21 protein-coding genes are annotated in these 26162 nt (G+C 74.7%); 7 read left to right on the top strand and 14 right to left on the bottom strand.

The genetic code is table 11. From position 1 onward, the window contains the following. Positions 1–3: 3 nt before the first annotated feature. Both ACIQVD_RS26310 and ACIQVD_RS26305 read left to right on the top strand, forming a co-directional pair. On the top strand, positions 4–891 hold the full coding sequence (locus tag ACIQVD_RS26310; RefSeq protein WP_402291908.1) for a neutral zinc metallopeptidase: 888 nt from the start codon (positions 4–6) through the stop codon (positions 889–891). A gap of 102 nt (positions 892–993) precedes the next feature. Next, positions 994–2076, top strand: a complete 1083-nt coding sequence (locus tag ACIQVD_RS26305; RefSeq protein ID WP_400690142.1) for a glycoside hydrolase family 26 protein — start codon at positions 994–996, stop codon at positions 2074–2076. On the opposite strand, the gene ACIQVD_RS26300 is transcribed toward ACIQVD_RS26305, so the two are convergent. The 9 genes from ACIQVD_RS26300 to ACIQVD_RS26260 all read right to left on the bottom strand — a co-directional run bounded on the left by ACIQVD_RS26300 (position 2053) and on the right by ACIQVD_RS26260 (position 12666). Continuing rightward, a complete protein-coding gene (locus ACIQVD_RS26300; RefSeq protein WP_402291907.1) occupies positions 2053–3228 on the bottom strand; it encodes a GNAT family N-acetyltransferase in 1176 nt (391 codons plus the stop codon). The genes ACIQVD_RS26305 and ACIQVD_RS26300 overlap by 24 nt on opposite strands. After that, the gene (locus ACIQVD_RS26295) at positions 3225–3881 is read right to left on the bottom strand and encodes a Wzz/FepE/Etk N-terminal domain-containing protein (RefSeq protein WP_400690137.1); all 657 of its coding nucleotides are present in this window, start codon (positions 3879–3881) and stop codon (positions 3225–3227) included. The genes ACIQVD_RS26300 and ACIQVD_RS26295 overlap by 4 nt, the downstream gene beginning before the upstream one ends. Before the next feature lie 104 nt (positions 3882–3985). Continuing rightward, entirely contained in the window at positions 3986–5224 is a 1239-nt protein-coding gene (locus tag ACIQVD_RS26290; protein ID WP_402291906.1) for a glycosyltransferase, read from the bottom strand. Continuing rightward, entirely contained in the window at positions 5221–6021 is an 801-nt protein-coding gene (locus ACIQVD_RS26285; RefSeq protein ID WP_400690131.1) for a polysaccharide deacetylase family protein, read from the bottom strand. Before ACIQVD_RS26285 ends, ACIQVD_RS26290 begins: the two co-directional genes overlap by 4 nt. Then, on the bottom strand, positions 6011–7741 hold the full coding sequence (locus ACIQVD_RS26280) for a lipid II flippase MurJ (RefSeq protein WP_400690128.1): 1731 nt from the start codon (positions 7739–7741) through the stop codon (positions 6011–6013). The genes ACIQVD_RS26285 and ACIQVD_RS26280 overlap by 11 nt, the downstream gene beginning before the upstream one ends. Then, positions 7738–9060, bottom strand: a complete 1323-nt coding sequence (locus tag ACIQVD_RS26275; RefSeq protein ID WP_400690125.1) for an O-antigen ligase family protein — start codon at positions 9058–9060, stop codon at positions 7738–7740. Before ACIQVD_RS26275 ends, ACIQVD_RS26280 begins: the two co-directional genes overlap by 4 nt. A gap of 4 nt (positions 9061–9064) precedes the next feature. After that, positions 9065–10636, bottom strand: coding sequence for a sugar transferase (locus ACIQVD_RS26270; RefSeq protein ID WP_400690123.1), 1572 nt, complete (start codon positions 10634–10636; stop codon positions 9065–9067). A gap of 295 nt (positions 10637–10931) precedes the next feature. Beyond that, positions 10932–12095 (bottom strand): glycosyltransferase, encoded by a 1164-nt coding sequence (locus tag ACIQVD_RS26265; RefSeq protein WP_402291905.1) that lies wholly within the window; start codon positions 12093–12095, stop codon positions 10932–10934. 130 nt (positions 12096–12225) lie between these two features. After that, complete coding sequence (locus ACIQVD_RS26260) at positions 12226–12666, bottom strand: SRPBCC family protein (protein WP_400690117.1); 441 nt, start codon at positions 12664–12666, stop codon at positions 12226–12228. Between the two features lie 102 nt (positions 12667–12768). On the opposite strand from ACIQVD_RS26260, the gene ACIQVD_RS26255 reads away from it, so the two are divergent. Continuing rightward, the gene (locus ACIQVD_RS26255) at positions 12769–13671 is read left to right on the top strand and encodes a HipA family kinase (protein WP_402291904.1); all 903 of its coding nucleotides are present in this window, start codon (positions 12769–12771) and stop codon (positions 13669–13671) included. A gap of 34 nt (positions 13672–13705) precedes the next feature. On the opposite strand, the gene ACIQVD_RS26250 is transcribed toward ACIQVD_RS26255, so the two are convergent. Both ACIQVD_RS26250 and ACIQVD_RS26245 read right to left on the bottom strand, forming a co-directional pair. Then, complete coding sequence (locus tag ACIQVD_RS26250; RefSeq protein ID WP_402291903.1) at positions 13706–15187, bottom strand: S8 family peptidase; 1482 nt, start codon at positions 15185–15187, stop codon at positions 13706–13708. 213 nt (positions 15188–15400) lie between these two features. Further along, positions 15401–18319 carry a glycoside hydrolase family 48 protein gene (locus ACIQVD_RS26245; protein WP_402291902.1) on the bottom strand — a complete coding sequence of 973 codons (2919 nt, stop codon included), beginning with the start codon at positions 18317–18319 and terminating at the stop codon, positions 15401–15403. A 226-nt stretch (positions 18320–18545) separates the two neighbouring features. On the opposite strand from ACIQVD_RS26245, the gene ACIQVD_RS26240 reads away from it, so the two are divergent. Then, on the top strand, positions 18546–20114 hold the full coding sequence (locus ACIQVD_RS26240; protein ID WP_402291901.1) for a cellulase family glycosylhydrolase: 1569 nt from the start codon (positions 18546–18548) through the stop codon (positions 20112–20114). On the opposite strand, the gene ACIQVD_RS26235 is transcribed toward ACIQVD_RS26240, so the two are convergent. After that, positions 20086–20871 carry a GNAT family N-acetyltransferase gene (locus ACIQVD_RS26235; protein ID WP_402291900.1) on the bottom strand — a complete coding sequence of 262 codons (786 nt, stop codon included), beginning with the start codon at positions 20869–20871 and terminating at the stop codon, positions 20086–20088. The genes ACIQVD_RS26240 and ACIQVD_RS26235 overlap by 29 nt on opposite strands. 191 nt (positions 20872–21062) lie before the next feature. Between ACIQVD_RS26235 and ACIQVD_RS26230 the strand changes: the two genes are divergently transcribed. Then, positions 21063–21545, top strand: a complete 483-nt coding sequence (locus ACIQVD_RS26230; RefSeq protein ID WP_400690101.1) for a hypothetical protein — start codon at positions 21063–21065, stop codon at positions 21543–21545. Here the strand turns inward: ACIQVD_RS26230 and ACIQVD_RS26225 are convergent. Beyond that, on the bottom strand, positions 21539–22849 hold the full coding sequence (locus ACIQVD_RS26225; protein ID WP_400690098.1) for a glutamine synthetase: 1311 nt from the start codon (positions 22847–22849) through the stop codon (positions 21539–21541). The two genes, ACIQVD_RS26230 and ACIQVD_RS26225, sit on opposite strands and share 7 nt — an antisense overlap. Before the next feature lie 236 nt (positions 22850–23085). Here ACIQVD_RS26225 and ACIQVD_RS26220 point away from each other — a divergent pair, with 236 nt between their 5' ends. Together ACIQVD_RS26220 and ACIQVD_RS26215 are read left to right on the top strand one after the other, a co-directional pair. Further along, positions 23086–23721, top strand: a complete 636-nt coding sequence (locus tag ACIQVD_RS26220; RefSeq protein ID WP_400690095.1) for a TetR/AcrR family transcriptional regulator — start codon at positions 23086–23088, stop codon at positions 23719–23721. Between the two features lie 132 nt (positions 23722–23853). Then, a complete protein-coding gene (locus ACIQVD_RS26215; RefSeq protein ID WP_100840175.1) occupies positions 23854–25341 on the top strand; it encodes an MFS transporter in 1488 nt (495 codons plus the stop codon). Between the two features lie 63 nt (positions 25342–25404). On the opposite strand, the gene ACIQVD_RS26210 is transcribed toward ACIQVD_RS26215, so the two are convergent. Further along, positions 25405–25977, bottom strand: coding sequence for a Uma2 family endonuclease (locus ACIQVD_RS26210; RefSeq protein WP_402291899.1), 573 nt, complete (start codon positions 25975–25977; stop codon positions 25405–25407). Positions 25978–26162: the final 185 nt, after the last annotated feature.

Below are 26162 nucleotides of genomic sequence, written 5' to 3'. Positions count from 1 at the left end.
GGAATGCAGTTTGACGACGATGCTCAGCTCGACAGCTCACAGGTGCAGGACCGGCGCGGCATCCCCGGCGGCGGACTGGCGGTCGGCGGCGGGGTGGTCGGCCTGCTCGGGCTCGTCGTGGCGCTGCTGTTCGGGGTGGACCCGGGCATGTTCGGCGGCTCCTCCCAGCCGGCCGCGCCGCCGGTCGGCCAGGCCACCAGCTCCGCCCAGCTGGCCTCGGCCTGCAAGACCGGCGCGGACGCCAACAAGCGGCAGGACTGCCGGATCCTGGCCGTGGTCAACAGCGTCCAGACCTACTGGCAGGCCGACTTCACGTCCGAGGGCCGGAGCTACCGCCAGGCGCCCACCGTGCTGTTCACCGACCGGGTCGCCACCGCCTGCGGCACGGCGACCTCCGCGGTCGGGCCGTTCTACTGCCCCGGCGACGGCAAGGCCTACTTCGACCTGGGCTTCTTCGACGACATGACCCGGCAGCTGGGCGCCAAGGGCGGGCCGTTCGCCGAGGCGTACGTGGTGGCGCACGAGTACGGGCACCACGTGCAGGACCTGCTGGGCACCACGGCCAAGGTCGGCGACGACCGGCAGGGCGCGGACAGCGGCTCGGTCAAGCTGGAGCTGCAGGCCGACTGCTACGCGGGGGTGTGGACGCACCACGCCACCACCACCCCGCAGCCCTCCACCGGGCGGCCGCTGATCACCCAGCTGACCGACCAGGACATCGCGCTGGCCCTGGACGCCGCCGGCTCGGTGGGCGACGACCGGATCCAGCAGCGGGCCACCGGACGCAGCAACCCGGAGACCTGGACGCACGGCTCCTCGGCGCAGCGCCAGCAGTGGTTCACGACCGGCTACCGCAGCGGCGACCCGGCCAGTTGCAACACCTTCGGCTGACCGGCCCCCCGCTTGACCCGTTGGGGTGACTTGGGGCATTTATGACGGTCCGTCAGGCTAGGCTCCTGAGGCCGGAATCGACCCTGGACCCACGGAGATCCCATGCGTCTCGGCCGCCTGACCCTGGCCGCCGCCGCGCTGCTGCTGGTGACCACCGCGAGCGTGCCCTCGGGCACGCCGCTGAGCCAGACCGAGCGCCACGCGGCGCTCTCCTCTGACGCCATCCAGCCGCGCGGCGCGGCGCCCCGTCCGGTGGTGCAGCGGGCGGTGCACGAGGTGCCGTTCGGCGCCTTCGTCGGCTCCTGGGACAGCTACATCCCGAACATCGCCCGGATGGCCTCCTGGCTGAACAACGCCAACCTACAGGTCGGCCACACCTACCTGGCGGGCAACGGGTGGCAGGACATCGAGGGCGAGCCGCTGGTGCTCGGCCTCTGGTCGCAGTGGCGGCAGTCCGACCCGGGGCGGCGGCTGGTGCTCGGCGTGCCGATGCTCGTCCCCAACGAGGGCAACGTGCCGGACGCCGAGGTGTCCCGGCTGCTGGCCCGCGGCAACCAGGGCGAGTTCGACCAGCACTTCCTGCGGCTGGCCCGGAAGCTGGTGGCCTTCGGCGGCGGCGACACCGTCATCACCCTGGGCTGGGAGATGAACGGCGTCACCTACACCTCGCGCTGCAAGCCCGACCCGACGGCCTGGAAGGCGTACTGGCGGCGGATCGTCGGCGTGATGCGCTCGGTGCCCGGCCAGCGCTTCTCCTTCGACTTCACCCCCACCCGCGGGCTGGACGCCATCCCCTGGACGCGCTGCTACCCGGGCGACGACGTGGTCGACATCATCGGCATGGACAGCTACGACCAGCCCGCGGGCGGCACCTTCGACGAGTACGTCTCCGAGCCGTACGGGCTGCAGGACCAGGTGGAGTTCGCCGCCAAGCGCGGCAAGCCGGTGTCCTACCCGGAGTGGGGGCTGTTCCGCAACGGCGACAACCCGGAGTTCGTCCGGCGGATGGTGGAGTGGATGCGCACCCACGACACCGCCTACCAGACGGTCACCGACTACTGCCCGCACGGCTTCTGGCAGTGCAAGGACAACCCGAAGTCGGCGGCGGTGTACCGGCAGCTGATGTCGGGCTCCTCCGGGGCGCTCGGGCCGGTGAAGAACTCACCGCAGGCGCCGCCGCGCTAGCGCCTCCTTCAGCTTCGGCATCCGGGTGCGCAGCAGGTGCACGGCGGCGATCCGGGCCCGGACCCGCAGGGCGCGGGCGGCGGCGGCGGGGGCGAGCCGGCCGGGGCCGAGCACCAGGCGCTGGTTGGACAGCCGGTCCGGGCGCCAGCGCTGCTTGTACGGCTCCTGGCCGCGCAGCAGGCTGAGCTGCGGGATGCCGGCCGCGCGGACCTCGTCCAGGGCGGCGCCGAACAGCAGGCCGGCGATGTCCAGCTTCTCCCGGAGCCCGGGGTGCGCGCCGTACATGTAGAGGCCGCCGAACGGGGCGCAGAGGATCACCAGGTTCACCGCCACCACCTCGCCGTCCAGCTCGAACCGGTGTATCGCGGCCCGGCCGGTCGCCACCAGGCCGGTGGTCGACTCGGTCAGGTGCTCGGCGAAGCGCGCGGTGCGGTGCTCCGGGGTGACCCCGCGGTCCTGCCACTGGAGCATGTGCAGGCGCAGCAACTCGCCGACCGTGTAAGGGACTTCCTCGGGGGTCGCGGAGTGCACCCGCACCCCCGAGTTGGCGATCTTGCGGAGCTTGACCCGGCTGCGCTGGGCGGTCTTGCCGGGCAGCCGCTTGAGCAGCTCGTCCATCGGCACGGCCGGCAGGTACTGGCAGAGCGAGTCGGCGAACCGGTGCCGACGGCCCCGCCAGTGCGCGTACACCCGCTGCACGGCCGCCGACGGGTGCACCTCGCGCAGCTCCAGGCTGTGCCAGGGGCGGCGCAGCGGCAGGGCGGCGGCCAGTTCGGCGGCGGCCCGGTCGGCGCAGTCGTCGTCGAGCAGCACGTCGGTGAAGTCGACCAGGCCCGCGCCCAGGTTGGTCAGCCCGCCGAACGGGCCGCGGCGGCGCAGCGCGGCGGCCCCGACCAGCCGGCCGTCGCGGCGGACCAGCACCAGCACCAGCGCGCCGGGGCGGCCGTACCGGCGCCACCAGGAGCGCAGCCAGGGCGCGGCCTGGAAGGAGGTGGCGGTGGCGCAGCGGCGGTGCAGGTCGTCCCAGTCGTCGGCGAGCCGGTCCAGGGCGTCGTCGGCGCGCAGCACCTCGGCCGTCCAGCGCTCCCGGTCGGCGGCGTCGCGGGCCGGCTGGGCGGGCACCCGGGGGCCGCGCCGCTGGTGGAGCTTCACCGGACGGCCGCCGGTTCGCGGGTCTGCGCGGCCGGCGCGGCCTCGGCCTGGGCGGGCAGCGCGCTCGCGTCGGCCCCGGCGGCTTCCGCGGCGGGGCCCGGCTTGCGGCGGGTGAGCATCACCAGGGCGCCGACCAGCACGCCGGCGGCGGCGCCGACCGCGGTGTCCAGGCTCGCGGACGGGGAGGCCGGGGCGTCGGGCTCGGCGGCGGGGGCCAGCGGGACCAGCCGGACGCCGGTCTCCTTGCTGCTGGTGTTGCCGAACGCGATCAGCGACCTGGCGACCGCGTCGGCGTTCTTCACCGCCTCCTCGCCGCGGGCGGCGGTCCCGGTGATCTCGATCATCGGGGCGTCCGGGGAGGTGGTGCCGCGGACCAGCCCGGCCAGCGTGGTCACCGTGTGGCCGGTCTCGGCGGCGGCCCCGATCAGCACCTGCGGCTGGCCGGTCAGCCGGCCGTACGCCTGGGCGAAGTTGACGGCGGTGGCGTTCTCGCCGGGGTTGTTCGGCACGACCACCACGTAGGAGCTGGCCGAGTAGCTGGGGTGCGAGACGACGGCGTAGCCGGCCCCGGCCGCCGCACCGAGCGGGACGGCGAGGGCCAGCGGCCACCATCGGCGGGCCAGCGCACGGGCGCCGCGGCGTGGTTCGGGCATCGGTGACTCCAGGAGGGTCGAAGGGGTGAACGGTTCAGTGCGCGGCCGCGCGGCGCCCGGCGGAGCGCCCGGGGCGGGCGGCGGGGCGGGGGCGGGCGCCGGGGTCAGCCACCGGGCTGCCGCCGCCGGCCGGAGGGGGCCGCGGCCGCCCGCCGGGAGCGGCCGCGGGGCGGGGGGTCGGCGGGCGCCCGCCCGGTGCGGGGGGCGGCCGGGGCGGGCACCACGGGGGCGGCGGCCGGCCGGGGGCCGACCGACTCGCGGTAGAGGGCGGCCAGTTCGGTCGCGATCCGGGCGATGTCGTAGTGCGCGACGGCGGGCGGGACCGGGAACGGGCCCGGCCGGGTGGTCGCCAGCAGGGCCAGCTCCCGGGCGTACGGCTCGGGTTCGGAGGGCAGCAGGCGGGCGTGCGGGGCCGCGGCGGCGGGCAGTTCGGCCAGCGCCGGACAGGCCGAGTGCAGCAGCGGGAGCCCGGCGGCCAGCCCTTCCAGGGCGGCCAGTCCGAAGGTCTCCTCGCGGGACGGGGAGACCAGGACGTCGACGGCGGTGAGCAGTTCGGGCACGTCGTCGCGCTCGCCGGTGAGCACCAGGCGGTCGCGGACGCCGAGCCGGGCCGCGCGGTCGAGCAGCGCGGCGCGCTCGGGGCCCTCGCCGATCAGCAGCAGCCGGGCGTCGGGCAGCCGGGCCAGCGCCTCCAACGGGACGTGGAAGCGCTTGCCGGGCACCAGCCGGCCCACCGCGCCGATCACGAACGCGCCGATCGGCAGGCCGAGTTGGGCCCGCAGCCGGCCGCGGTGGGCGGCCCGGGCGGTGGGGGTGAAGCGGTACCGGGCGGCGTCCACCCCGTTGGGCAGCAGCCGGACCCGCTCGGCCGGCACGCCCCACTCGCCGAGCACCCCGGCGACCTGGCCGGAGACCGCCAGGGTGGTGCTGCCGAGCCGTTCGGCGCCCAGGTAGAGCGCCTTGACGCCGCGCGAGGTGGGCCGGCCCTCGATCACGCCGGACTGCAGCGAGTGCTCGGTGGCGATCACCGCGCGGACGCCGGCCAGCCGGGCGGCGAGGCGGCCGTACAGCATGGCCCGGTACAGGTGGGTGTGCACCAGGTCGTAGCGGCCGGAGCGGATCAGCCGGGTGAGCCGGGGCAGCACCGCGAGGTCGCGGTTGCCGCGCATGTCGAGGTGGTGGACGGTGAAGCCGTCGGCGCGCAGCTCCCGGGCGACCGCGCCGGGTCCGGTCAGCGCGGCCACCTCGTGCTCCTGGTCGGCCGGCAGGTGCCGCAGCAGCAGGGCGAGCTGGCGTTCGGCGCCGCCCGCGTGCAGGCCGGTGACCACGTGCAGGACTCTCATCGGGGCTCCCCCGCGACGGCCTTCGGCGCGGACTTCGGCGGGGCCCAGCGCAGCCCGGTGACGGCGTCCCGCCAGCGGTGCCGGCTGTGCTTGGCGCGCAGCCGCCAGGCCCCGTCCCGGTCGCCGACGTAGCAGCGCGGCAGGGCGTGCCGGCCGGTCAGCCAGGAGTGGTCGATGGCGCAGGCGTAGTCGTACCCGGCGTCCCGGACCGCCCGGGTGGCGGGCAGGTCGACCGCGCCGTACGGGTAGCAGAAGCCGGTGACCGGGCCGCCGACCAGGTCCTCCAGGGAGCGCCGGCTGTCCGCGGTCTGCCGCTCCAGGGCGGCCGGGGACAGGCCGGGCAGCGCCTGGTGGCCGAGCCCGTGCGAGCCGATCTCCCAGCCGGACCGGGCCAGTTCGGCGACCTGCTCGACCGTCAGCAGCTTCTTGCGCGGCCCCTCGGCGTCCCAGCCGTTCTCGCTGCCGAGCAGGTCGGGGACGACGTACGCGGTGGCGGTGAAGCCGTACTCGCGCAGCACCGGGACGGCGTGCCGGGCGAAGTCGGCGTAGCCGTCGTCGAAGGTCAGGCCGACCAGCCGGGCCTCCCGGCCGCGGGCCTGCGCGGCCAGCAGTTCGCGGACGCTGACGCCGCGCCGGCCGGTGCGGTGCAGCCAGTCCATCTGTTCGGCGAACCGCTCGGGGGAGACGGTGAGCAGGTACGGGTCCTCGTCCTCCTCTGCCACCGAGTGGTACATCAGGATCCAGGGCGCGAGCCTGGGCGCGAGTGCCTGGGCCGGCAGGCGGGGATCAGCGGCCATGCGGCTTCCCTTCGTCAGCGGTGGACGGGGTGGGCTGCGGCCGGCGGGCCCGGGCCAGCAGTCCGAGCACCGGGCCGCGCACCTCGGCGGCGCCGAACAGCGCTCCGAGGGCGGCGAAGGACAGCAGGACGGTGGTGCCGCCGAGCAGCGCGGCGGGCAGCGGTCCGGCGGCGGTGCGGGCGGCCAGCGCGCCGAGCCCGGCGGCGGCGACGGCGGCGGCCAGCAGCCGGGCCTGGCCGCCGAGCACCAGGGGCAGCCGGAGCGCGACGCCGCGCAGCATCAGGCCGCGCATCAGCAGCGCCGCGGTGGTGGTGATGCCCGCGGCGTTGCCCGCGGCCAGGCCGAGCGCCCCGAAGTGCGGGGTGGCGCCGACGCCGACCGCGACGGTGACGGCCAGGCCGAGCAGCATCGCGCCGACCGGGTACCAGTCCAGCCAGGTGATCCGGTCGCCCTCGGCGCGCGGGACGTCGGCGCGGCGCACCACCGGGCGGACGCAGAAGTACGGCCGGACCATCACGCCGATCATCGCCTGCGCGGGCAGCCCGAAGGAGTAGACCCGGATCACGGCGGCGGTGGCGGAGGTGTCGGCCGGGCCGAACGCGCCGCGCTGGAACAGCAGGGCGACCAGCGCGGGGGCGCAGGCCATCAGGAAGGCGGTGCCCAGCAGGACCAGCGCGGCGGCCTGCCCGAGGTCCTTCTCGACCCGGTCGCGGGCCGCCGTGAAGTCCCCGGCGGCCATCGCCCGGGCCACCACCGGGAAGGTCACGGTGACGATCAGGATCGCCGAGGTCATCGCCAACTGGCTGACCTTCGCCGCGTAGTTGAGGTGCGAGATGGTGCCGGGCGGCAGGGCGGAGCCGAGGTAGCGCTCGATGAAGACCTGGGCCTGCCGGGTCAGCGTGAACGCGGCCACCGGCAGCAGCGCCAGCGGGATCAGCACCAGCCGGCGGGCCGCGCCCCGGCGCAGCCCGCGCCGCCGTCCGCCGGAGCGCAGCCGGCGGGCGAACGGCAGCAGCAGCACGCCGGCCATCAGCGCGCTGCCGACCGCGACGCCGATCGCCGCGGAGCGCACCCCGAGCAGCCGGTGGCCGCTGAGCAGCAGCGCCAGGATGCCCAGGTTGTACATCACGTAGATGACGGCGGGCGCGGTGAAGGAGTGCAGGGCGCGCAGCGCGGAGGCCAGGTACCCGGCGACGCCGAACGGCAGGATGGTGAGCGCGGTGATCCGGGTGCAGGTGACGGCGAGCTGCGGGTCGGCCAGGCCGGGGGCGAGCAGGTCGACCAGTTGCGGCGCGCCGAGCGCGACCCCGCCGGAGAGGGTGCAGAGCGCGAGCAGCAGCCAGGGCAGCGTGGAGCGGGTCAACTGCCGTACCGGGTCCGGTCCGTGGGGGCGCTCCTCGCGCAGCACCAGGGCCAGGCTGAAGGCCGGCACCATCAGGAACGCCATCGCGTCCTCGATCAGCAGCGGCGCGGCGGTCTCCGGCACCGTCCAGGCGACCAGGAAGGCGTCGGTGCCCTGGTTGGCGCCGAAGTAGCGGGCCAGCAGCAGGTCGCGGAGCAGGCCGAGGCCGGAGCCGGCCGCGCTGAGCAGCGCGGTGACGCCGAACGCCTTGGCCAGGAAGCCGCGCCGGGCGGGCTCGGCGGCCGGGCCGGGGCGCGGGGCGGGGACGGCGGTGGGGGCGGGTGCGGGGGCCGCGGCCACCGGCTGCTCGGTCGTCATGCGCCGGCCGCCTCACGGGAGTCGGGTCCGGGGAAGGCGGTGCGGGCGGCCAGGCCCAGGACCACGGAGGTCAGCACCGTGGTGGTGCCGCCGATGTCGGCGTAGAGGAAGTCCCAGAGCACCCAGCAGAGCAGGGCGAGGGCGGCCAGGCCGGGGCCGGCGGCGCGGCGCAGGCAGCCGAGCAGCAGGGCGAGGAAGAGCGCCAGGTAGGCGACCGCGCCGAGCAGGCCCTGCTCGCTGAGCACCAGGAAGTACATGTTGTGCGGGGAGAGCAGCGGTTCGCGCCGGAAGCCGATGGTGGAGTCGGCGGCGTCGCTGCCGGAGGAGAGCCGCAGCGGGGCGTGGCTGTCGCGCAGCTGCTGGAACGCCTTGGGGCCGGCGCCGGTCACCGGGTGGTCCTGCCAGATCCGGCCGGCGGTGGCCCACAGGTCGTAGCGGTCGGAGACCGACTGGTCGGGGGCGGCGGAGACCGAGCCGATCGAGCTGAGCCGCTCGGTGACGCCGGAGGCGCCGAGGCCGAGCCCGCCGACCAGCACCACCGCGGCGGCGGCGCCGACCAGCACGCCCCGGACGGCGAGCCGGGCGTCGGCGCGCAGCAGCAGCACGCTCGCGGCGACGGCGGTGGCGATCCAGCTGCCCCGGCTGAACGAGACCGCCAGCGGGAAGGCCAGGAACGCGGCGCTGCCCCACATCGCGCGGCGCAGCCAGCGGTTGCCGCCGGGGCGGCGCTCGGCGAGGGCCAGGCCGAGGGCGGCCAGCAGCCCGTACGAGACGACGGTGGACATCGCCATGACGTCCAGCGCGCCGAAGGTGCCGACGGCCCGGATCGGCTCGCCGGTGTAGGAGGCGCCGGTGCGGGTCAGGTACTGGTTGGCGCCGACCGCGCCCTCGATCAGGGCGGCCAGCACGAAGGAGCCGAGCACCAGGCGCCGGTCCAGGGTGTCGCGGACGGCGAGCAGCACCGCGGCCGGGACCAGCACGAAGATCTGCACCAGCCGGACGAAGCCGGTCAGGCTGGCGGCCGGGTCGATGGAGTGCGCGGTGGCGACGGCGGCGGCCAGCACCACGGCGCCCAGCAGCGCGCAGACGGCCGGGTCGAGGCGGGGCAGCCGGCCGCGCAGCAGGTCGAGGGCGATCAGGCCGACCAGGGCCAGCGAGGCGAGGTCGGCGGGGGTGACGTGGACGGCCGCGGCGACGTCCTTCTCCCCGGTCGGCACGCACACCAGCAGCACGGTGGCCGCCGCGAGCCAGCTCGGCCGGGCCGGGACTATCCGGGCCGACCACGCTGCCGGGCGGGGCGGTCGGAGGGCGATGGCCATGGGTTCAGCTCCCGTCCGGGCGGACTGCCAGGGCGGCGGTGCGGAGCAGGATCTTGGCGTCCCCCCACAGGCTCCAGCCCTCGATGTAGCGGTTGTCGAAGCGCGCGCGGTCCTCGATCGAGGTGTCCCCGCGCAGTCCGTTGACCTGGGCCAGGCCGGTCAGCCCGACCGGGACCCGGTGCCGGTCGGCGTACTCGGGGTACGCCTGGCCGAACCGCATGACGAAGTAGGGGCGTTCGGGGCGCGGGCCGACCAGGCTCATGTCGCCGCGCAGCACGTTCCACAGCTGGGGCAGCTCGTCCAGCGAGGTCCTGCGCAGGAACTTGCCGATGGCGCCCATCCGGTGGTCCTGGGCGATGTTCCAGCGGGTGGCCGACTCGTGCTCGTTGGAGGGGCGCAGGGTGCGGAACTTGAGGACGGTGAAGACCCGGCCGTCCAGGCCGGTGCGCTGCTGGCGGAAGAGCACGCCCGGGCCGGTGTCCCAGCGCACCGCGAGGGCGCAGGCGGCCAGCAGCGGGGAGATCAGCAGCAGGCCGAGGCCGGCCGAGACGATGTCGAAGCCGCGCTTGACGACCCAGCCGCCGCGCCGCATCGCGGGGGCCTCCAGGCGCAGGCAGGGGAAGCCCCAGAGGTGGTCGCCCGCGCCGCGGACCGCGTCGAACTCGCGCAGGCCGGGCACCAGCCAGACCTGGCAGCCGAGCCGGGCGGCGTGCCGCAGCGCGGCCAGCGTCTCGGCCTCGTCGGCGGCGCCGGCGGTGGCCAGCACGTGGTGGATGCGGTAGCGGCGCAGCACCCGGCCGAGCACCTCGCGCCCGCCGAGCACCGGCAGCGGGGCGCCGGCCGGCAGCAGCACCGGGTCGGGGTCGAGGTAGCCGACCGGGCGCAGGCCGTACTCGGGGTGGTCGGTGAGCACCGCGGCGATCCGCTGGCCGAGTTCGCCCGCGCCGAGGATCAGCACCGGGCTGGGGCGGCGGCGGCGGGTCCGGCGGGTGAGGTGGTGGACGAAGGCCCGGCCGAGGGCGGCGAGCGGGAGCAGCAGGAGCAGCAGGGCGAGCAGCCGCAGCGGGCTGACCGGCCCGAGGTCGGCCCAGCGGCCGGCCAGGCAGGTGTCGGCGGTGATCGCGAAGGCGGTGGCGACGGCGGCGCGGGCGGCCAGGCCCGGGAGTTCGTCGAGGGCGGAGAGGCTGAGCCGGGTGCGGTAGAGGCCGCCGGCCAGGTTGAGCGGGAGCAGCGCGGGCAGCAGCAGGGCGGCGGTGGCGACCGGGCGGGTGCCGGCGGGGGTGGTCGCGGCCGCGGCCAGGCCGACCGCCAGGGTGTCGGCGGCGGCCAGGGCCAGCGGGAGGGCGACCCGGGAGTGCAGCCGGCCGCGGTGCCGGCCGACCCCGGCCGAGGTCCGGGGGGCCGCGGCCCGGGACTTGGGCCGGCCCTTCGTCCGGATCCGCGGCCGGTCGAGCACGCCGGCGCCGGGTGCGGTGCCGGGCCCGGCACCGGGCCCGGTGCCCGCCCGACCGCCGGGGCGGCCGGGACCCGTCAGCGTTCTGCCCGGTCGCGGCACGCTCTCGTGGTCAATGGTCATCAGCGCACGAACTCCCCTGCTGTGTACCCGCCGCGGCCGGGCAGTCGGACCGGACGCGCGCCGGCTCGGCGCCTCGACCCGGTGGACGCGGTCCAGGTAAGCACCTGCTGCCGTGAGAGGCGGTCGGCCATTCCGCTACCGAAAATGGAGACGAAGCAGGCAAAATCAGACATTACCGAACGCCGACCGGCACGCAGGAGGCTGACATGCCATTTCATTCCACCCGCCCAATAATCAGACTTTCAGGGAAGAAGGCCGCACCTGCGCGGGCGGGCGTTCACGGCCTGACAAACGATCAGAACCGCTGCGGGACACGGCCGGTGCGGCCCGCCGGGACCACCCCGGTCCGAACGATCGTCCGGTACACCGCCGCCACCTGCTGAATCACTCCCCGGATATCGTGATGATCTGCCACGTATGACCGGGCCAGCAGACCGCGCCGTTCGCACTCGATCCGATCGCCCAGGAATTCGACCAGCCGTTCGGCCATCGCGCCGGGATTCTCCGGCGGCACCACCGCCCGCTCCCGCTCCCCCGGCGGCAGGCACTCCCGGGCCCCCGGCACGTCGGTCAGCAGCACCGGCCGCCCGCAGGCCATCGCCTCCAGCGGCGCCAGCGCCATCCCCTCCCAGCGCGAGGGCAGCACCACCAGGTCGGCCGCCGCCAGCCACAGCCGCGGATCGGCCACGTCGCCCACCATCCGCACCCGGGACGGGTCCGGCAGCCCGCGCACCCGCTCGGCCAGCGCCTCGGCGTCCGAGCCGCCGCCGACCAGCACCAGCCGGGCCGCCGGGCGGGCCAGCTGCACCCCGGTCCAGGCGTCCAGCAGCACGTCCTGGCCCTTCTGCCGGCACAGCCGCCCCACGCACACCGCCAGCGGGTCGGCCCGGTCCAGGCCCAGGGTCATCCGGGCGGCCCGCCGGGACGCCGGGTCGGCGGGCGCGAAGTGCTCCAGGTCGACGCCGTTGGGCACCACCCGCCAGTCGGCGACCAGCCCGGCCGCCTCGCCGTCCGCCCGCTCCCGCTCGCTGACGCACAGCACGGTGCGGGCCCAGCGGGTGGCGTGCCGCTCCCAGCGCAGGCTGGCCCCGGCCATCGCCCCCTCCACCGCCGCGAACGACCAGGCGTGCGGCTGGAACACGGTGGCCGGGGTGCCGCGGGCCGCCAGCCGCCCGGCCAGCCCGGCCTTCGCGCTGTGCAGGTGCAGCACGTCCGGCCCGACCCGGCGGACCAGCCGGCGCAACCGCCACACCTCCCCGGCGGTGGACGGGCCGGGCGAGCGTTCGGCGGGCCAGTCCAGCACCCGGGCGCCGGCCGCGGCGGCCTCGCGGGCGAGCCGGCCGCCGGGCGGGCAGGCCACCAGCACCCGGCACCCGGCCGCGCGCTGCCCGCGCACCAGGTCCACCACCACCCGGGCCACCCCGCCGTCGACCGGCTGGGACACATGAAGGATCGTCATCTGCACGGCCCGGAGCCTAAGTTGACGGCGACCGCCGACCGGACCGGCTTCACCCGTCCCGGGGAAGCAGAACACCCGTACGGATGACGCGCCGTACGGGTGTCCGAGTGCTGCCGGGGCTCGGGGCGGCTCAGCCGAGTTCGGCCGCCAGGTTGGCCAGCACCTGGTCGTGGATCCGGTTGAGGCCCTTCGGCGCGAAGGTGCGCTCGAAGAAGCCGCCGATCCCGGTGGCGCCGGTCCAGCTCGCCTCCACGGTGACCCGGCTGCCGCTCCCGCCGTCCGCCGCCACCGTCCAGGTGATCACCATCGAGGAGTTGGCGTCGGTCTCCACCAGCTTCTCCGGGCCGGGCGCCGACACCGTGAACAGGCAGTCCCGGACCCGCTTCTCGGTCGCCCGGAGCTTCCAGTGCACCTGCGTCCCGGCGCCCCGGCCGCCGGCCCGCACCTCGTACTCGCTGTACTGCGCGGGCAGCAGCTTCGGCCGGGTCACCTCGTAGTCGGCCAGCGCCTCGTACACCCGCGCCGGGTCGGCCCCGTACGTCCGCTCGGTGGTGGCGTGCACCTTGCCCATCGCTTCACATCTCCTCGGTCGGCTGCTCGACGGTCGCGCCCAGCCAACCACCGCCGCGACCGGCCGCCAAACCCGGGGCGGTCCCCGCGTTAGGGTGGGCGGATGCTCGACGAGGTGAAGGCGCTGCGCTATGTCGACCCGCTGCGGGCGGGCGGGTCGGTGCCCGGGGTGGTGGAGGCCGACGACCTGGGGACGTACGTGGTGAAGTTCACCGGGGCGGCGCAGGGCGTGAAGGCCCTGGTGGCCGAGGTGGTCGTGGGCGAGCTGGCCCGGCGGCTGGGGCTGCGGGTGCCGCCGCTGGTGCTGGTGGACTTCGACCCGGCGGTCGCCGCCGACGAGCCGGACCAGGAGATCCAGGACCTGCTGCGGGCCAGCGCCGGACGGAACCTGGGCATGGACCTGCTGCCGGGCGCGCGGGACTTCCGGCCGGGGATGATCGAGGTGTCCCCCGCCGAGGCGGGCCGGGTGGTCTGGCTGGACGCGCTGACCGGGAACGTCGACCGCAGCGTGCACAACCCCAACCTGATGGTGTGGCACGGGCGGCTGTGGCTGATCGACAACGGCGCGGGCCTGGTCTTCCACCACCGATGGGCGTCCGCGCCCGCCGCGGTGCACCGGCGCTACGACCTGAGCGGCCACGCGCTGGGCGGCTACGGCCCGGACCTGGCCGCCGCCGACGCCGCGCTCGCCCCGCTGGTGACGCCGGAACTGCTGCGCGAGGTCGCCGCGCTGGTGCCGGACGCCTGGCTGGCCGGCGAGCCGGGCTTCGACTCGCCGGCCGCGGTGCGGGAGGCGTACGTGGCGCACCTGGCCGCCCGGGTGGCGCACTCGGCCGCCTGGCTGCCGGAGGGCTTCGCGACGCCCGAGCAGATCCGGGCCGCCGAGGAGCGGGCCGCCGCCGCGCGGCTGGCGGCCCGTCCGGCCTGGCTCAAGCAGGTGCCGAACCGGGCCGGCCTGGCCCCGGTGGAGTCGGACTGGTCCCGGCACGTCGGCGACGGCGGGTGACCCGCCGCCCGGCGGTCGGCGTGCCTGCGTCGCGTCAGAGGCGCCACCGGTCGGCGGCCTTGGCGGCGGAGACCACGCCCGCGCCGTAGAAGCCGTTGTCGTGTCCGGAGCCCTCGCAGGTGGCCCGGTAGAGCCCGGTGCCGCCCGGGTCGAGGACCCCGCCGGTCGGGCAGGCGTGCGGGTCGGCCTGGTCGACCAGCAGGGCGCGCAGCTGCTCGGGGCCGGCCCACGGGTGGGTGGAGGCGAGCAGCGCGGCCACCCCGGCCACGTGCGGGGAGGCCATCGAGGTGCCCGACATGTAGCCGTACGTGCCGCCGGGGAGGGTGGAGAGCACCCCGCCCTTGGCGTCCGGGGTGTCCGGCACCTGGTAGCGGCTGTCGCCGCCGGGGGCCGCCACGGTGACCTTGTGCAGGCCGTAGCTGGAGTAGTACGACTTGTCGCCCTTGACGCCGATCGCGGAGACCGCGACCACGCCGGGCAGTTCGGCGGGCAGGTCCAGGCAGTCGGCGCCGATCGGCCGGGTGGCCGGGACGGTGTCGTCGGGGCTGGAGACGTCGACCGTCTTGTGCGCCAGGTCGATGTTCTCGTTGCCCGCGGCGGCGACGTTGAGCACGCCGTTGCGGCGCGAGTAGTCGACGGCCCGGCGGACCGCCTCGCTGACCGCGGCCTGGTCGGGGTCGGCGGCGCAGTTGAACATCCACGGGTCCACGTAGTAGCTGTTGTTGGTGACCTGGAAGTGGTGCTCGGCGGCCCAGACGAAGCCGCAGATCGCGTACTCGGGGTAGATGAACCCGCCGTCGTCGACCACCTTGACGGCGGCCAGCCGGACGCCGGGGGCGATGCCCTCGACGCCCTTGCCGTTCTTGGCGGCGGCGATGGTGCCGGCCACGTGGGTGCCGTGGCTGCTGGTGGTGGGCTGCCAGGACTGCCAGCTGGTGTCGGGGCTGCCGCTGAGGCAGGACGCGGAGAGCTCCGGGTCGACGTTGGCGGCGAGGTCCTCGTGGGTGGCGTCGATGCCGGAGTCGAGCACGCCGACCACCACCGAGCGGCTGCCGAGGGTCTGCCGGTGCGCCCGGTCGACGCCGATCTGCCGCATGTCCCACTGGTTGGCCCAGAGCGGTTCGCTGCCGTCGGCGGGCGCGGTGGCGGGGACGGCGGCCTCCTGGACGACGCCCTCCACGTCGGCGGCCTCGATGCCCGCGGTGCGGCTGGCGCCGACCGAGTCGACGGTCTTCGACGCCCGCAGCCGGGCGGCGAAGCCGGGGTCGGTGGAGCGGGCGATCACCACGCCTATCCGCTCGTAGGAGGCGACCACGGTGCCGCCGGCCGCCCTGATCTCGCGCTCGGCCTTCTGGGTCTGGCCGTGGTTGGCCCTGGTGTTGACGACGTAGCTGAGCAGTGGTCCGTCGGCGGTCGCCGCGGCCGCGCCGGCGGTGGGCAGGGCCAGTGCTCCGGCCGTGGCGAGCGCGAGACAGGCCGCGGTGAGTGCGGAACGGCGGATCCGGGGAACGCTCATAGGGGTTGACCCTCCCGAGTGTCGGCGGCGCGATCGTGGGTGATCGATGGCGTCCGAATGGCCGGGAGACTATTCAGCACATATGACAAAAATCAAGAGGGAGTAAAACAATCTCCTCAGAACGGGCGAGTGCCCGGTCCGCTGTCGGTCGGACCGGGCACTCGCGCTCGGGTGACGGCTCGTCAGCCGCCAGGTCGCTCCGCCGACGGCCCGTCAGCCGCCGAACAGCTCGCCGTAGGTCGCCATCGCCGTGGCGATGTCGGCCTGCGCCCAGAACCGGTGGTACGTGAAGGTCGGCGCGGCACCGCCGTTCAGGTACGCCTGGACCTTGGCGAACGACGGGTCGTTCCGGTAGAAGGACCGGATCGACAGGAAGGTGGAGGCGCTGTTGACCGGGTCCCCGTTGGGCATGGTGCCGGTCCAGCCGCTCGGCACCGAGACCGGCTCGTTGAAGCGGCTGTAGTCGGTGCGGGTCTCCGGCACCGAGACGCCCAGCGCGTCCTGGTTGTTGGCCCACATGCCGTCGAGCAGCTTCTGCGCGGCGCCCTTGGCCGCCGCGTTGCCGGACTTGGCCGCGTAGTAGGCCAGCAGCTTGGCGTAGGAGCCGGCCACCCCGACGTCGTTGGTGTAGTCGACCACGCTCACGTGCAGGCCGGTGTTGGCGCCCGGGGAGGCGGCGTTCCAGGTGTCCGGCTTGCCGCTCCAGGCCAGCGTGGACGGGATCTTGTAGCTGCCGTCCGCGGCGAAGGTGGTCTTGGACAGCGCCCAGGTCACCCACTTGTCCAGGATCGCCTTGGCCTTCGGGTCGCCGCTGGAGTAGTAGTACTCGGCCATCCGCTCCAGGCCCCAGGCCTGGAAGCCGAACCACTGGTTGGAGGCCGGGTCGTGGTAGACCGGCGCCTCGTCGTAGAACATCCCGTAGAAGGTCGGGGTGCCGGCCGGCGGGGTCCCGTAGTCGCCCTCCCAGCTGTTGGTCGCGCCGCCCGCGATCGCGCCCTCGCTGGACTGCAGCCACTGGGTGAACTCGACCTGGCGGCCCATCGAGGTGGTCCAGTCGGACTTGCCGGTGGCCGACTTGGGGGCCATCGCCGGGTCGTTGACCAGCGCGTACGCGGCCATCGGGTTCTGGTAGCCGCCGTGCGCCGCGCTGTCGCCGATCCGCCAGGACCAGCCGGCCGAGGTGTCGGTGGCGCCGCCCCAGGCGTAGTACCAGGAGAGCAGGTAGTGCTCGGAGCTCTTGCCGCTGCCGGCCGCGCAGCTGTTCGGGCCGACGCAGTTGCCGATCTGCTTGAAGTACTTGTCGAAGAACGAGTACCGCAGGTAGTCGCCCATCTTGCCGGCCTTGGCCACCGTGGTGGCCACCTTCGCGCCGTTGCCCTGCGCCTTGGCCCAGGTGTCGGCCCAGTACGCGGCCTGGACGGCGCGCGCGTCGGCGTCCGGCGCGTCGGTGTACTTCCACTGCTTGGCGTAGGAGTTGTCCTTGACGAACAGGTCCAGGTACCCGTTCTTGCCGCCGTACCTGAAGTTGTCGCAGGTGGGCTGCGGGATGGTCTCCCACACCGACTCCTGCGCGCCGCGCTGGTAGGTGTTGATGAACGACGGGCCGGTGTCGCTCGGGCCGGCCTCGCACTTGCCGGGCGCGTTGCCGTAGCCGTAGACGTTGTCCACGTCCTGCAGCCAGTGCATGCCGTAGACGTCGTCGGTGCCGTAGGCGCTCTTCAGCTCGCCGGCGATCGGGTCGGCGCCCGCGGTGACCGAGGTGTCCAGCGCCGCCGGGTAGTCGCTCGGCAGCGGACGCTCGGGCGCGTAGGTGGCCGGCTTGGACGCGTTGTAGAACGCGTTGGTCGGCTGGTCGGCGTGGCCCGGGATCATGTACGTCTCCATGAGCGTCCACGCCGCGTTGAACTTCGACCAGTCCTGGGTGACCCGCCCGTACTGGGCCTCCAGCCAGAGCAGGTACGAGTACGCCTCCGAGGTGGTCTCGTGGCCCTGGTCGGGGGCCTCGACCAGCAGGGTCTCCACCGAGTGGTAGGGGATGCCCTCCGGCGAGAAGTAGCCGTTCGCCGGGTCCTTGATCTTGTTGTAGAGCTGGAGGAACCGGTCGTTGTACACGCCCGAGGCGGCGGCCAGCTCGGTCACCGTGACCGCCGAGGAGGTGTACCCGGTGGCGGTGGAGGTGAAGGTCGCCGAGCCGGTGGAGGAGGCGTCGGCGGTGAGCGTGACGGTCTGCGCCGTCGACCAGTTGGCCGGGGTGAAGGTCAGCGTCGCGCCGGAGCTGACGGACAGTCCGGTGTTGCCCGCGGTCCGGGTGGTGGTGACGGTGACGTTGGCGCTCGGCTGGCTGCTGAGCTTGACCGCGAAGCCGCCGGTCTTGCCCTGGTTGACCGAGAGGGTCAGCGGGGTGGCGGTGATCGCCGGGCCGGCCGCCACCGTGATGCCCGCCGGGGTCGACTCGCCGCTCGCGCCCAGGCTGTCGTACGCCTTGGCGTAGATCGAGTGGCTGCCGCTGGCCGCGCCCGTCCAGGTGAAGGCGTACGGGGCACTGGTGGCGGTGCCGATCAGCGTGGTGTTGTCGTAGAACTCGACCTTGCTGATGCTCGCGCCGTCCGCCGCCGCGGCCGTCGCCGCGAGCGGGACGGCCGCCCCCGCCTGGTAGGTGGCACCGGGGGCGGGGCTGGTCAGGGTGGTGGTCGGGGCCGCGTGGGCGCCGGTGCAGCTGGTGCCGTTGACCGCGAAGGCGGTCGGGGCCGCGTTGGTGCCGCTGTAGGAGAAGTTGGCGCCCGCGGTGGCCGAGCCGCCCGCCGGGATGGTGGCCGCCCAGGCCGGGGCGGCGACGGTGACGTTCTTGCCGGACTGGCTCCAGGTGCCGTTCCAGCCGCTGCCCGAGAGCGTCTGGTTGCCGGTGTAGGAGTAGGTCAGCGTCCAGCCGTTGAGCGCCGCGGCGCCCCGGTTGGTGATCGCCACGTTGGCCGTGAAGCCGCTGCCCCAGTCGTTCGTCGTGTAGTCGACGGAGCACTGGACGGCGGCGGCGGAGGCCGGGACGGCGACCGCGGTCGACAGGCCGGCGGCGAGCAGCGTGAGGGCGGCGGTGAGCGCCGGGACCCGGTTGCGGGGGGTGCGAGGTGGAGACATGACGGCTCCTCGGAGGGGGTGGGTGGGGGAGTCCGAAGACGGTCGTCCGCGGGGCGGATCCGCCGGGCCGTTCTGTGGGAGCGCTCCCAAATATCGGGAGGGCCATCCGCACTGTCAAGAGAGTGAGCGCAGCCGGAACGTGTTGGCAACTCCCTTGCCCCTGGCTATGGTTCGGGGCGGGCCTGTGGGAGCGCGCCCATTTTTCCCCTCCTCCGAGGAGTCGGACATGACCGTCCGCACCACCACCACGGCGCTGGTCGCGGCGCTGGCCGCGACCGCTGCGGCCACCCTCGCGCTCACCGGCGCCGGCCCGGCGGCCGCCGCCGGCGTCCGGTGTTCCGTCGACTACACGACGAACGACTGGGGCAGCGGCTTCACCGCGAACGTGAAACTTACCAACGCCGGCACCGCCCCGATCGACAACTGGAGCGTCGGCTATTCCTACACCGGCAACCAGACCCTCTCCGGCTCCGGCTGGAACGGCACCTGGAGCCAGTCCGGCAAGAACGTCACCGTCGCCGCCCCCGCCTGGGCGACCACCCTCGCGGTCGGCGGCTCGATCAGCGCGGGCGCCAACTTCTCCTACAGTGGCACCAACGCGGCCCCGACCTCGTTCACCGTCAACGGCGTGGCCTGCGACGGGGCGGCGAGCCCGTCGCCGTCGCCGTCCGCTTCGGCGTCCCCCTCGTCGTCGCCGTCCCCCTCCCCCTCGCCCTCGTCGTCGCCGTCCCCCTCGTCGCCGCCGTCGCCGTCGCCGTCGGGGAGCACCGGTACCGGTGGCGGCAAGGCCCCGGCGCTGCGCGTCTCCGGCAACCGGCTGGTGGACGCCAACGGCGCGCAGGTGGTGCTGCGCGGCGTGAACCGCTCCGGCATGGAGTTCATGTGCGTCCAGGGCTACGGCTTCGCCGACGGCCCGGTGGACGCCGCCTCGATCGCCGCGATCAAGAGCTGGAAGGCCAACGCCGTCCGCGTCCCGGTCAACGAGGACTGCTGGAACGGCTACGCCAACGTCAAGCCGGAGTACGCGGGTGAGAACTACCGCACCGCGGTGAAGAACTTCGTCTCCGCGCTGCGGGACGCCGGACTCACCCCGATCATCGACCTGCACTGGACGCAGGGCCTCTACACCGGCAACTCCTCGGGCTGCTCGGACACCAACTCGACCTGCCAGAAGCCGATGCCGGGCGCGGGTGCGGCGACCTTCTGGTCCTCCGTCGCCACCGCCTTCAAGAACGACCCGTCGGTGGTCTTCGACCTGTTCAACGAGCCTTACGCGGACCGCGCCGTCTCCGGCCTCGACCAGGCGTGGAACTGCTGGCGGGACGGCGGCAGCGCCTGCCCCGGCATCGGCTACCCGGTCAGCGGCATGCAGACCCTGGTGAACGCGGTCCGCACCGCGGGCGCGAACAACGTCATCCTGCTCGGCGGCCTGGCCTACTCCAACGACCTCGGCCAGTGGCTGGCCCACAAGCCGACCGACCCGGCGGGCAACCTGGCCGCGGCCTGGCACGTGTACAACTTCAACACCTGCTCCAACCAGTCCTGCTGGAACTCGACCGTGGCGCCGCTGGCCGCGCAGGTGCCGGTGGTGATCGGCGAGATCGGCGAGAACGACTGCGCCCACTCCTTCATCGACCAGGTGATGTCCTGGGCCGACGCCGCCAAGGTCTCCTACCTGGGCTGGACCTGGAACACCTGGGACTGCGGCCAGGGCCCGTCGCTGATCTCCGGCTTCGACGGCACCCCGACCGCGTTCGGCCAGGGCCTCAAGAACCACCTGGCCGCCGTGAACTGACCCCGACCCGATCCCGCGCGGCCGCCCGGCTCCCCCCGGGCGGCCGCGCCGTCCCCGGGAGGCGCTTCCCGGAGGGTCGACCCCGGGCCAGGACGACCGGGACGCGGGAGAGGGGCGACCGACAGGTTCCGGCCCGTCGGCGGCAGGACCGCGAGGAGGGGTGCGGCGTGGTGCGGCGCGCGGCTCGGAGTCGGGTGGGGCCGCCGTGGCGGGCGAAGAACTGCTCGGCGAACAGGGCGAACAGGACCACGTCCCGGTGTTCGCCCGCGACGAAGAAGTGCCGGCCCAGTCGGCCCTCCTCGACGAGGCCGAGCCGCCGCTGGAGGGCCGGCGAGGGCGCGTTGCGGGCGAACACCCGGGCGGTGGCCTTGTGGTGGCGGCGCTCCTCGAACCGGTGGCGCAGCACCAGCCGGACGGCCTCGGTCGCGTAGCCCCGGCGGCGGTGCTCGGCGCCGACGGTGGTGCCGTACTCGAACAGCCCGCTGCGGCTGTCGGCCCGGTGCACGGCGATCGTGCCGACCGCGGTACCGGCCGCGCCGCCGTCGGGGAGCGACTCGATGATCAGCCGGTGGGTGCCGGCGGTCGGGTCGGCGGCGGCCTTCTCCCCGGCCAGCGCCGTCCGGCCCTCGGCGGAGCGCGGCGGGTCGAGCGCGTCCCCGAGCCGCTCCTCCTGCGCGGAGAGCCGGGCCGGCAGCGGTCCGCCCTCCGGCTCGACCGCGCGCAGCCGTACCCGTCGGCCCGTCCAGCAGCTCGTCATCGGATCTTCGTACCACGCCCGGCGTCCCGTCGTCCGCCGGGTCTCCCGGCCCGTTCCGGGGCCGCCGCCTACAATCGGTTCGCCCGGCGCGGGCCGAGCACCATCCGGGCGCCCCGGACCGGCGAACCGACCGACTGACGGGCCGTCGGGGCGGCCGACCGGTCGGTCGACGGGCCCGGCGAGGGTGAGGGGTGGAGCGGGTGGCGGCCGAGGAGATACCCGGGGCGCGGGCCGAGCTGCGGCGGCGCGGGGAGCGGCTGTACGCCGAATTCGCGGCTTTACTGGAGGAGTTGGCGCCGGGGCGGGCTCCGGTGGCGGAGTTCCCGGCGTACCCGGACGTCGTCAGCGGGGGCCGTCCGCTCAGCTTCGGGTACTACCGGCAGGTCTCCTTCGCCGATCCGCCGAACCGGCCCGGACTGCGGGAGCGGGCCGAAGTACTGCTCTCCGCCTGGGAGTTGACGGTGAGTCGGAGCGATTCCGGGTCGGTGGTGCTGCACGCCCGGCGGGCGGACGCCAGGATCCGGCTGCACTTCCACCCGCGGCGCGGCCTGACCCTGTGCCGGGCCGACACCGAGCCGATGGCGATCCACCGCCCGGAGGAGCCCGGCGTCGCGGAGCCGGTGGCGCCGCCCGGGCGGCGCTCCTCCGGCGCGGGCCGGGGCGGGGGTCAGTAGCGGTAGCGGACGGCTTCGACGATCTCCTCGGGGGTGCGGTCGGCGAAGCGGGCGATCTCGGCCTCCCGGACGTCGATGACGGCCTGCCAGAGCTGCTCGCCCATGGCGGCCCGCAGCACCGGCGAGGCGCGCAGTGCGGCGACGGCGTGGCCGAGGGTGGCGGGGAGGCGTTCGGCCGTGCCGTCGGGGTCGCCGGTGGTCTCGGGGGGCAGGCGGAGGGCGGCGTCGAGGCCGGCCAGGCCGGCGGCCAGGACGCCGCCGACGGCGAGGTAGGGGTTGGCGGCGGCGTCGAAGCACTTGATCTCGGCGTTGGCCTGCTCGGGGGCGGAGCCGGTGATCAGGCGGAGCGCGGCCTCCCGGTTCTCCAGGCCCCAGCAGCGGTGCGGGCCGGACCAGCGGCCGGGGACCAGGCGCAGGTAGCTGGCGACGGACGGGGCGCCGAGGGCGAGCAGGGCGGGCAGTTCGGCGAGCACCCCGGCCAGGAACGCCTCGGCCTCCCGGGTGAGCCCGTGCGGGCCGGTGCCGCCGTGGCCGAGGTTGCGACCGTCGCGCCACAGGCTGAGGTGCAGGTGGCCGCCGTTGCCGACGCCGTCGGGGGCGGTGACGGGGGCGAAGCTGGCCCGCAGGCCGTGCCGGAGCGAGACGGCCTGCACGGTGTGCCGGACCAGCAGGGCGGTGTCGGCGGCCTCGACCGGGCCCTCGGGGGCGACGGACAGCTCGTACTGGCCCTCGGTGTACTCGGGGTGCAGCTGGAGGACGGTCATCCGCTGCTCGCGCAGGGCGCGCAGCAGGTCGCGCAGGTAGTCGCTGTTGCCGATCAGGCGGCGCATGCCGTACGCGGGCCCGGGTTCGCCGCCGTCGACGATCCACTCGACCTCGATGCCGGCCCGGACGGTCAGGCCGTGTCCGGCGAGCGCCTCGGCGGTGCGGCGGGCGAACTGCCGCTGGCAGCCGGGGTGCGGTTCGCCCTGCTGGGTGCGCCGGTCGCCGGGGGCCCAGGCCCAGCCGGGCTGGGCGGCGAGGCGGTGCAGCGCGGTGAGGTCGGGGACCAGGCGCAGGTCGCCGACGGGGCCGCCGGAGGGGGCGAGCGAGTCGTCGACCAGGAAGGCGTCGAAGCAGGGCGCGGCGCCGACGCCCCAGCGGGCGGCGGACTCCAGGCCGCGGACCGGGACGGCCTTGACCCGGGTGACGCCCGCGTTGTCGACCCAGCCGACGACGACCCCGTCGACGCCCTCGGCCTCGATCCGGGTGGCGGCCGTCCGGGCCTCGGCGGCGTGGTCGGCGGGCGGCGCGGTGATCCTCATGGGCCCATCCTGACCAGGGCCTTCCGGCCGATCGGGGGAACGCGCCGGGAGGTCACCCGTCCGTGGCCGCACCGATGTGACGCAGGTCACATCGGATGGTGAAATTTCCGGGGACGGATTCCCCGTTTAGACATCTGTCCGCAACGAAACGGGGAGATGATCCCCGTATCGGAAACCGCGCCGGAGTCCGCCCGAGGGGCGGTTCCCGGACCCGCCGCCGCTCGAAGGGAGCGCACATGACCGTCGTCGCCGCCGCTCCCGTCCGCCGCGCGGACGCGGCCCGCAACCGGGCCCGCATCGTCTCCGCGGCCCGGGAGGCGTTCGTCGAGTACGGGGCGATGGCCCCGCTGGACGAGATCGCCCGCCGGGCGGGCGTCGGCAACGCCACGCTGTACCGGAACTTCGCCGACCGCCGCGCCCTGATCCACCAGGTGTCGATCGCCGTGATGGAGCGGATCGTGGCGCACGCGCACGCGGCCACCGCGCAGGAGCCCGACTCCTTCGCCGCGTTCAGCCGCTTCGTGCACGCCGCGGCCGAGGAGCGGATCGGCGCGCTCTGCCCCCTGCTGTCCGACCCGATCGACCTGAACGACCCCGAACTCGCCGAAGCCCGCGCCGAGATGAAGCAGGTCACCGAGGACCTCATCGCGCGGGCCCAGGCCGACGGCCTGCTCCGCACCGACGTCGGAGCCGGCGACATCGTCGTCGCCATGGCCCAGCTCACCCGACCGCTCCCCGGCTTCGGCTGCCTCGACCTGGACCCCCACGTCCGGCGTCACCTGCAGTTGCTGCTGGACGGCCTGCGGGCTCCCGCGCCGTCCGTGCTGCCCGGCCGTGCCGCGACCCTGGAGGACCTCACGCCCCGCGTCTGACCCCCCTCGGTCCCGCCCGCGGGCCGACCGGCCTCGCACGCCCCCCGCAAACCTCCCGCAGGAACCGCCCCTCGACGGCGCGACGCCCCTGCACCCCTCCGTACGCTCTCGCACACACAAGTGGGTACCTCCATGTCTGACACCCTCCAGCCGGACCCTCGCCGGTGGAAGGCGCTCGTCTTCATCGCCCTGGCGCAACTGATGGTCGTGCTGGACGCGACCGTGGTGAACATCGCGCTCCCGCACGCGAAGGAAGACCTCGGCTTCGCCGACAGCACCACCCAGTGGGTGATCACCGCCTACGCGCTGGCCTTCGGCAGCCTGCTGCTGTTCGGCGGCCGGGTCGCCGACCTGTGGGGCCGCCGCCGGACCTTCATGGTCGGCCTGGTCGGCTTCGCCGCGGCCTCCGCGCTCGGCGGCGCCGCCGCCAACACCAGCATGCTGCTCGGCGCCCGCGCCCTGCAGGGCGTGTTCGGCGCGCTGCTGGCGCCCGCCGCGCTGTCCCTGCTGGCCGTGATGTTCACCGACGGCAAGGAGCGCGCCAAGGCGTTCGGCATCTACGGTGCGGTGGCCGGCGGTGGCGGCGCGATCGGCCTGATCCTGGGCGGCGCCCTCACCGAGTACCTGAACTGGCGCTGGACCTTCTACGTCAACATCCCGTTCGCCCTGGTCGCCATCGCGGGCGCGGTGCTGGTCATCAGCGAGCCGGCCGTCGGCCACAACCGCAACCGCCTCGACATCCCGGGCGTGCTGCTGGTCACCACCGGCCTGGTCTCCCTGGTGTACGGCTTCACCCGGGCCGAGCAGGAGGGCTGGGGCGACAGCAGCACCATCGGCCTGTTCGTCGCCGCCGCCGTGCTGCTCGCCGCGTTCGCGGTGGTCGAGGGCCGGGTCAAGGCCCCGCTGCTGCCGCTGCGCGTGGTCACCGACCGCAACCGCGGCGGTGTCTACCTCTCGCTCGGCATGGCCGTGATCGGCATGTTCGGCCTGTTCCTCTTCCTCACCCTCTACATGCAGGGCGTGCTGGGCTACAAGCCGCTGGTCAACGGCTTCGCCTTCCTCCCGATGGTGGCCGGCATGATCACCGGCTCCACCCAGATCGGCGCCCGCCTGATGACCCGGGTCCCGGCCCGCTACCTGATGGCGCCCGGCTTCCTGGTCGCCTCGCTCGGCCTGCTGATCCTCACCCAGATCGACGTCGGCACCTCGTACTGGCAGATCCTGCCCGGCCTGATCCTGATGGGCCTCGGCATGGGCACCGCGTTCATGCCCGCGATGAGCCTGGCCACCTACGGCGTGCAGCCGCGGGACGCCGGTGTCGCCTCCGCGATGGTCAACACCTCCCAGCAGGTCGGCGGCGCGATCGGCACCGCCCTGCTGAGCACCGTCGCCCACAGCGCCGGCACCTCCTGGGCCAAGGCCCACGCGGCCACCGCCACCGACCAGCAGCTGTTCCAGCTCCAGGCCCAGGTGCACTCGTACTCGGTGGCCATCTGGTGGGCCTTCGGCATCCTGGTCCTGGCCGGCGTCACCGCCTTCGCCCTGATCAACGCCGGCAAGCCCGAGCACCACACCGAGGGCGCCCCGGCCGAGGACGCCGTCCCGGTCATGGCGCACTGACCCTCCCCGCAGCGCCCACCACGACGGCCCGCCCGGAACCCTCCGGGCGGGCCGTCCGGCGTCTCAGCGGCTGAACTCCTCGAGCTCCTCGGTGTCGAGGCTGACGTTCACCGGCTCCGGCAGCTCCACGACGTGCCCGTAGGTCAGCGTCACGACACTGCGGTAGCGCCCGTCCTCCGGCTCGCTGTGCACCGAGACCGAACCCGCGTCGCGGTCCACCAGCAGGAACACCGGGATACCGGTCTCCGCGTAGGCCCTCGGCTTCTCGACCCGGTCGCGCCGGTCGGCGTCGGCGTCGTACGAGGTCACCTCGACCACCATGAGGACCCCGGCCGGATCGGCCCACTCCCCCTGGCCCGCGAAGTTCCGCCGCGGCGCGAGCGAACCGTCCGGCTTGGCCAGCCCGTTGCGGTGGTTCGCCACCTGCAGGCCCTGCTCGGGGTAGAGCCGGAGATCCGGGCGCTGGGCCAGGCAGCGTTCCAGCAGCCACATGACGATCTCGCCGTGGTCGCCGTCGGGCACCGGCTTGACTCCGATCCTGCCGTTGACGAACTCGAGCACCACGTCTTCCCGCTCGGCCGCTACGGCGATCTCCCTGAACTGCTCGAGTTCCATCTGCGGACGCTCAGTCGTCATGACAGCCGTGGTGTCCTCCTTCGGCAGCTGCGGCCACAGGATGGGCCGGTGCGCGGGGCCGGCGTGCCGCTTCCCCTCTTCCTACCCGTCGGTAGCTGGGCTACAGTGTCGGCACGCGTCAGCGCCGGGCTTCGGGAGCCGCACCGGCAGGGCGCCTTCGCACCGCACCGTGTGCGTGTCGGCGT

Source organism: Kitasatospora sp. NPDC090308, from assembly GCF_044769485.1.
Lineage (GTDB): Bacteria > Actinomycetota > Actinomycetes > Streptomycetales > Streptomycetaceae > Kitasatospora > Kitasatospora fiedleri.
The sequence above is the reverse complement of the archived record's forward strand: the minus strand, read 5'-3'. Positions and strand labels throughout refer to the sequence as shown.

Excerpts from the sequence above, each read along its gene's own strand:
- ACIQVD_RS26310 (WP_402291908.1), top strand. The coding sequence starts at position 4 with ATGCAGTTTGACGACGATGCTCAGCTCGACAGCTCACAGGTGCAGGAC.
- ACIQVD_RS26305 (WP_400690142.1), top strand. The coding sequence starts at position 994 with ATGCGTCTCGGCCGCCTGACCCTGGCCGCCGCCGCGCTGCTGCTGGTG.
- ACIQVD_RS26295 (WP_400690137.1), bottom strand. The coding sequence starts at position 3,881 with ATGCCCGAACCACGCCGCGGCGCCCGTGCGCTGGCCCGCCGATGGTGG.
- ACIQVD_RS26290 (WP_402291906.1), bottom strand. The coding sequence starts at position 5,224 with ATGAGAGTCCTGCACGTGGTCACCGGCCTGCACGCGGGCGGCGCCGAA.
- ACIQVD_RS26285 (WP_400690131.1), bottom strand. The coding sequence starts at position 6,021 with ATGGCCGCTGATCCCCGCCTGCCGGCCCAGGCACTCGCGCCCAGGCTC.
- ACIQVD_RS26280 (WP_400690128.1), bottom strand. The coding sequence starts at position 7,741 with ATGACGACCGAGCAGCCGGTGGCCGCGGCCCCCGCACCCGCCCCCACC.
- ACIQVD_RS26275 (WP_400690125.1), bottom strand. The coding sequence starts at position 9,060 with ATGGCCATCGCCCTCCGACCGCCCCGCCCGGCAGCGTGGTCGGCCCGG.
- ACIQVD_RS26270 (WP_400690123.1), bottom strand. The coding sequence starts at position 10,636 with ATGACCATTGACCACGAGAGCGTGCCGCGACCGGGCAGAACGCTGACG.
- ACIQVD_RS26265 (WP_402291905.1), bottom strand. The coding sequence starts at position 12,095 with ATGACGATCCTTCATGTGTCCCAGCCGGTCGACGGCGGGGTGGCCCGG.
- ACIQVD_RS26260 (WP_400690117.1), bottom strand. The coding sequence starts at position 12,666 with ATGGGCAAGGTGCACGCCACCACCGAGCGGACGTACGGGGCCGACCCG.
- ACIQVD_RS26255 (WP_402291904.1), top strand. The coding sequence starts at position 12,769 with ATGCTCGACGAGGTGAAGGCGCTGCGCTATGTCGACCCGCTGCGGGCG.
- ACIQVD_RS26250 (WP_402291903.1), bottom strand. The coding sequence starts at position 15,187 with ATGAGCGTTCCCCGGATCCGCCGTTCCGCACTCACCGCGGCCTGTCTC.
- ACIQVD_RS26245 (WP_402291902.1), bottom strand. The coding sequence starts at position 18,319 with ATGTCTCCACCTCGCACCCCCCGCAACCGGGTCCCGGCGCTCACCGCC.
- ACIQVD_RS26240 (WP_402291901.1), top strand. The coding sequence starts at position 18,546 with ATGACCGTCCGCACCACCACCACGGCGCTGGTCGCGGCGCTGGCCGCG.
- ACIQVD_RS26235 (WP_402291900.1), bottom strand. The coding sequence starts at position 20,871 with ATGACGAGCTGCTGGACGGGCCGACGGGTACGGCTGCGCGCGGTCGAG.
- ACIQVD_RS26225 (WP_400690098.1), bottom strand. The coding sequence starts at position 22,849 with ATGAGGATCACCGCGCCGCCCGCCGACCACGCCGCCGAGGCCCGGACG.
- ACIQVD_RS26220 (WP_400690095.1), top strand. The coding sequence starts at position 23,086 with ATGACCGTCGTCGCCGCCGCTCCCGTCCGCCGCGCGGACGCGGCCCGC.
- ACIQVD_RS26215 (WP_100840175.1), top strand. The coding sequence starts at position 23,854 with ATGTCTGACACCCTCCAGCCGGACCCTCGCCGGTGGAAGGCGCTCGTC.
- ACIQVD_RS26210 (WP_402291899.1), bottom strand. The coding sequence starts at position 25,977 with ATGACGACTGAGCGTCCGCAGATGGAACTCGAGCAGTTCAGGGAGATC.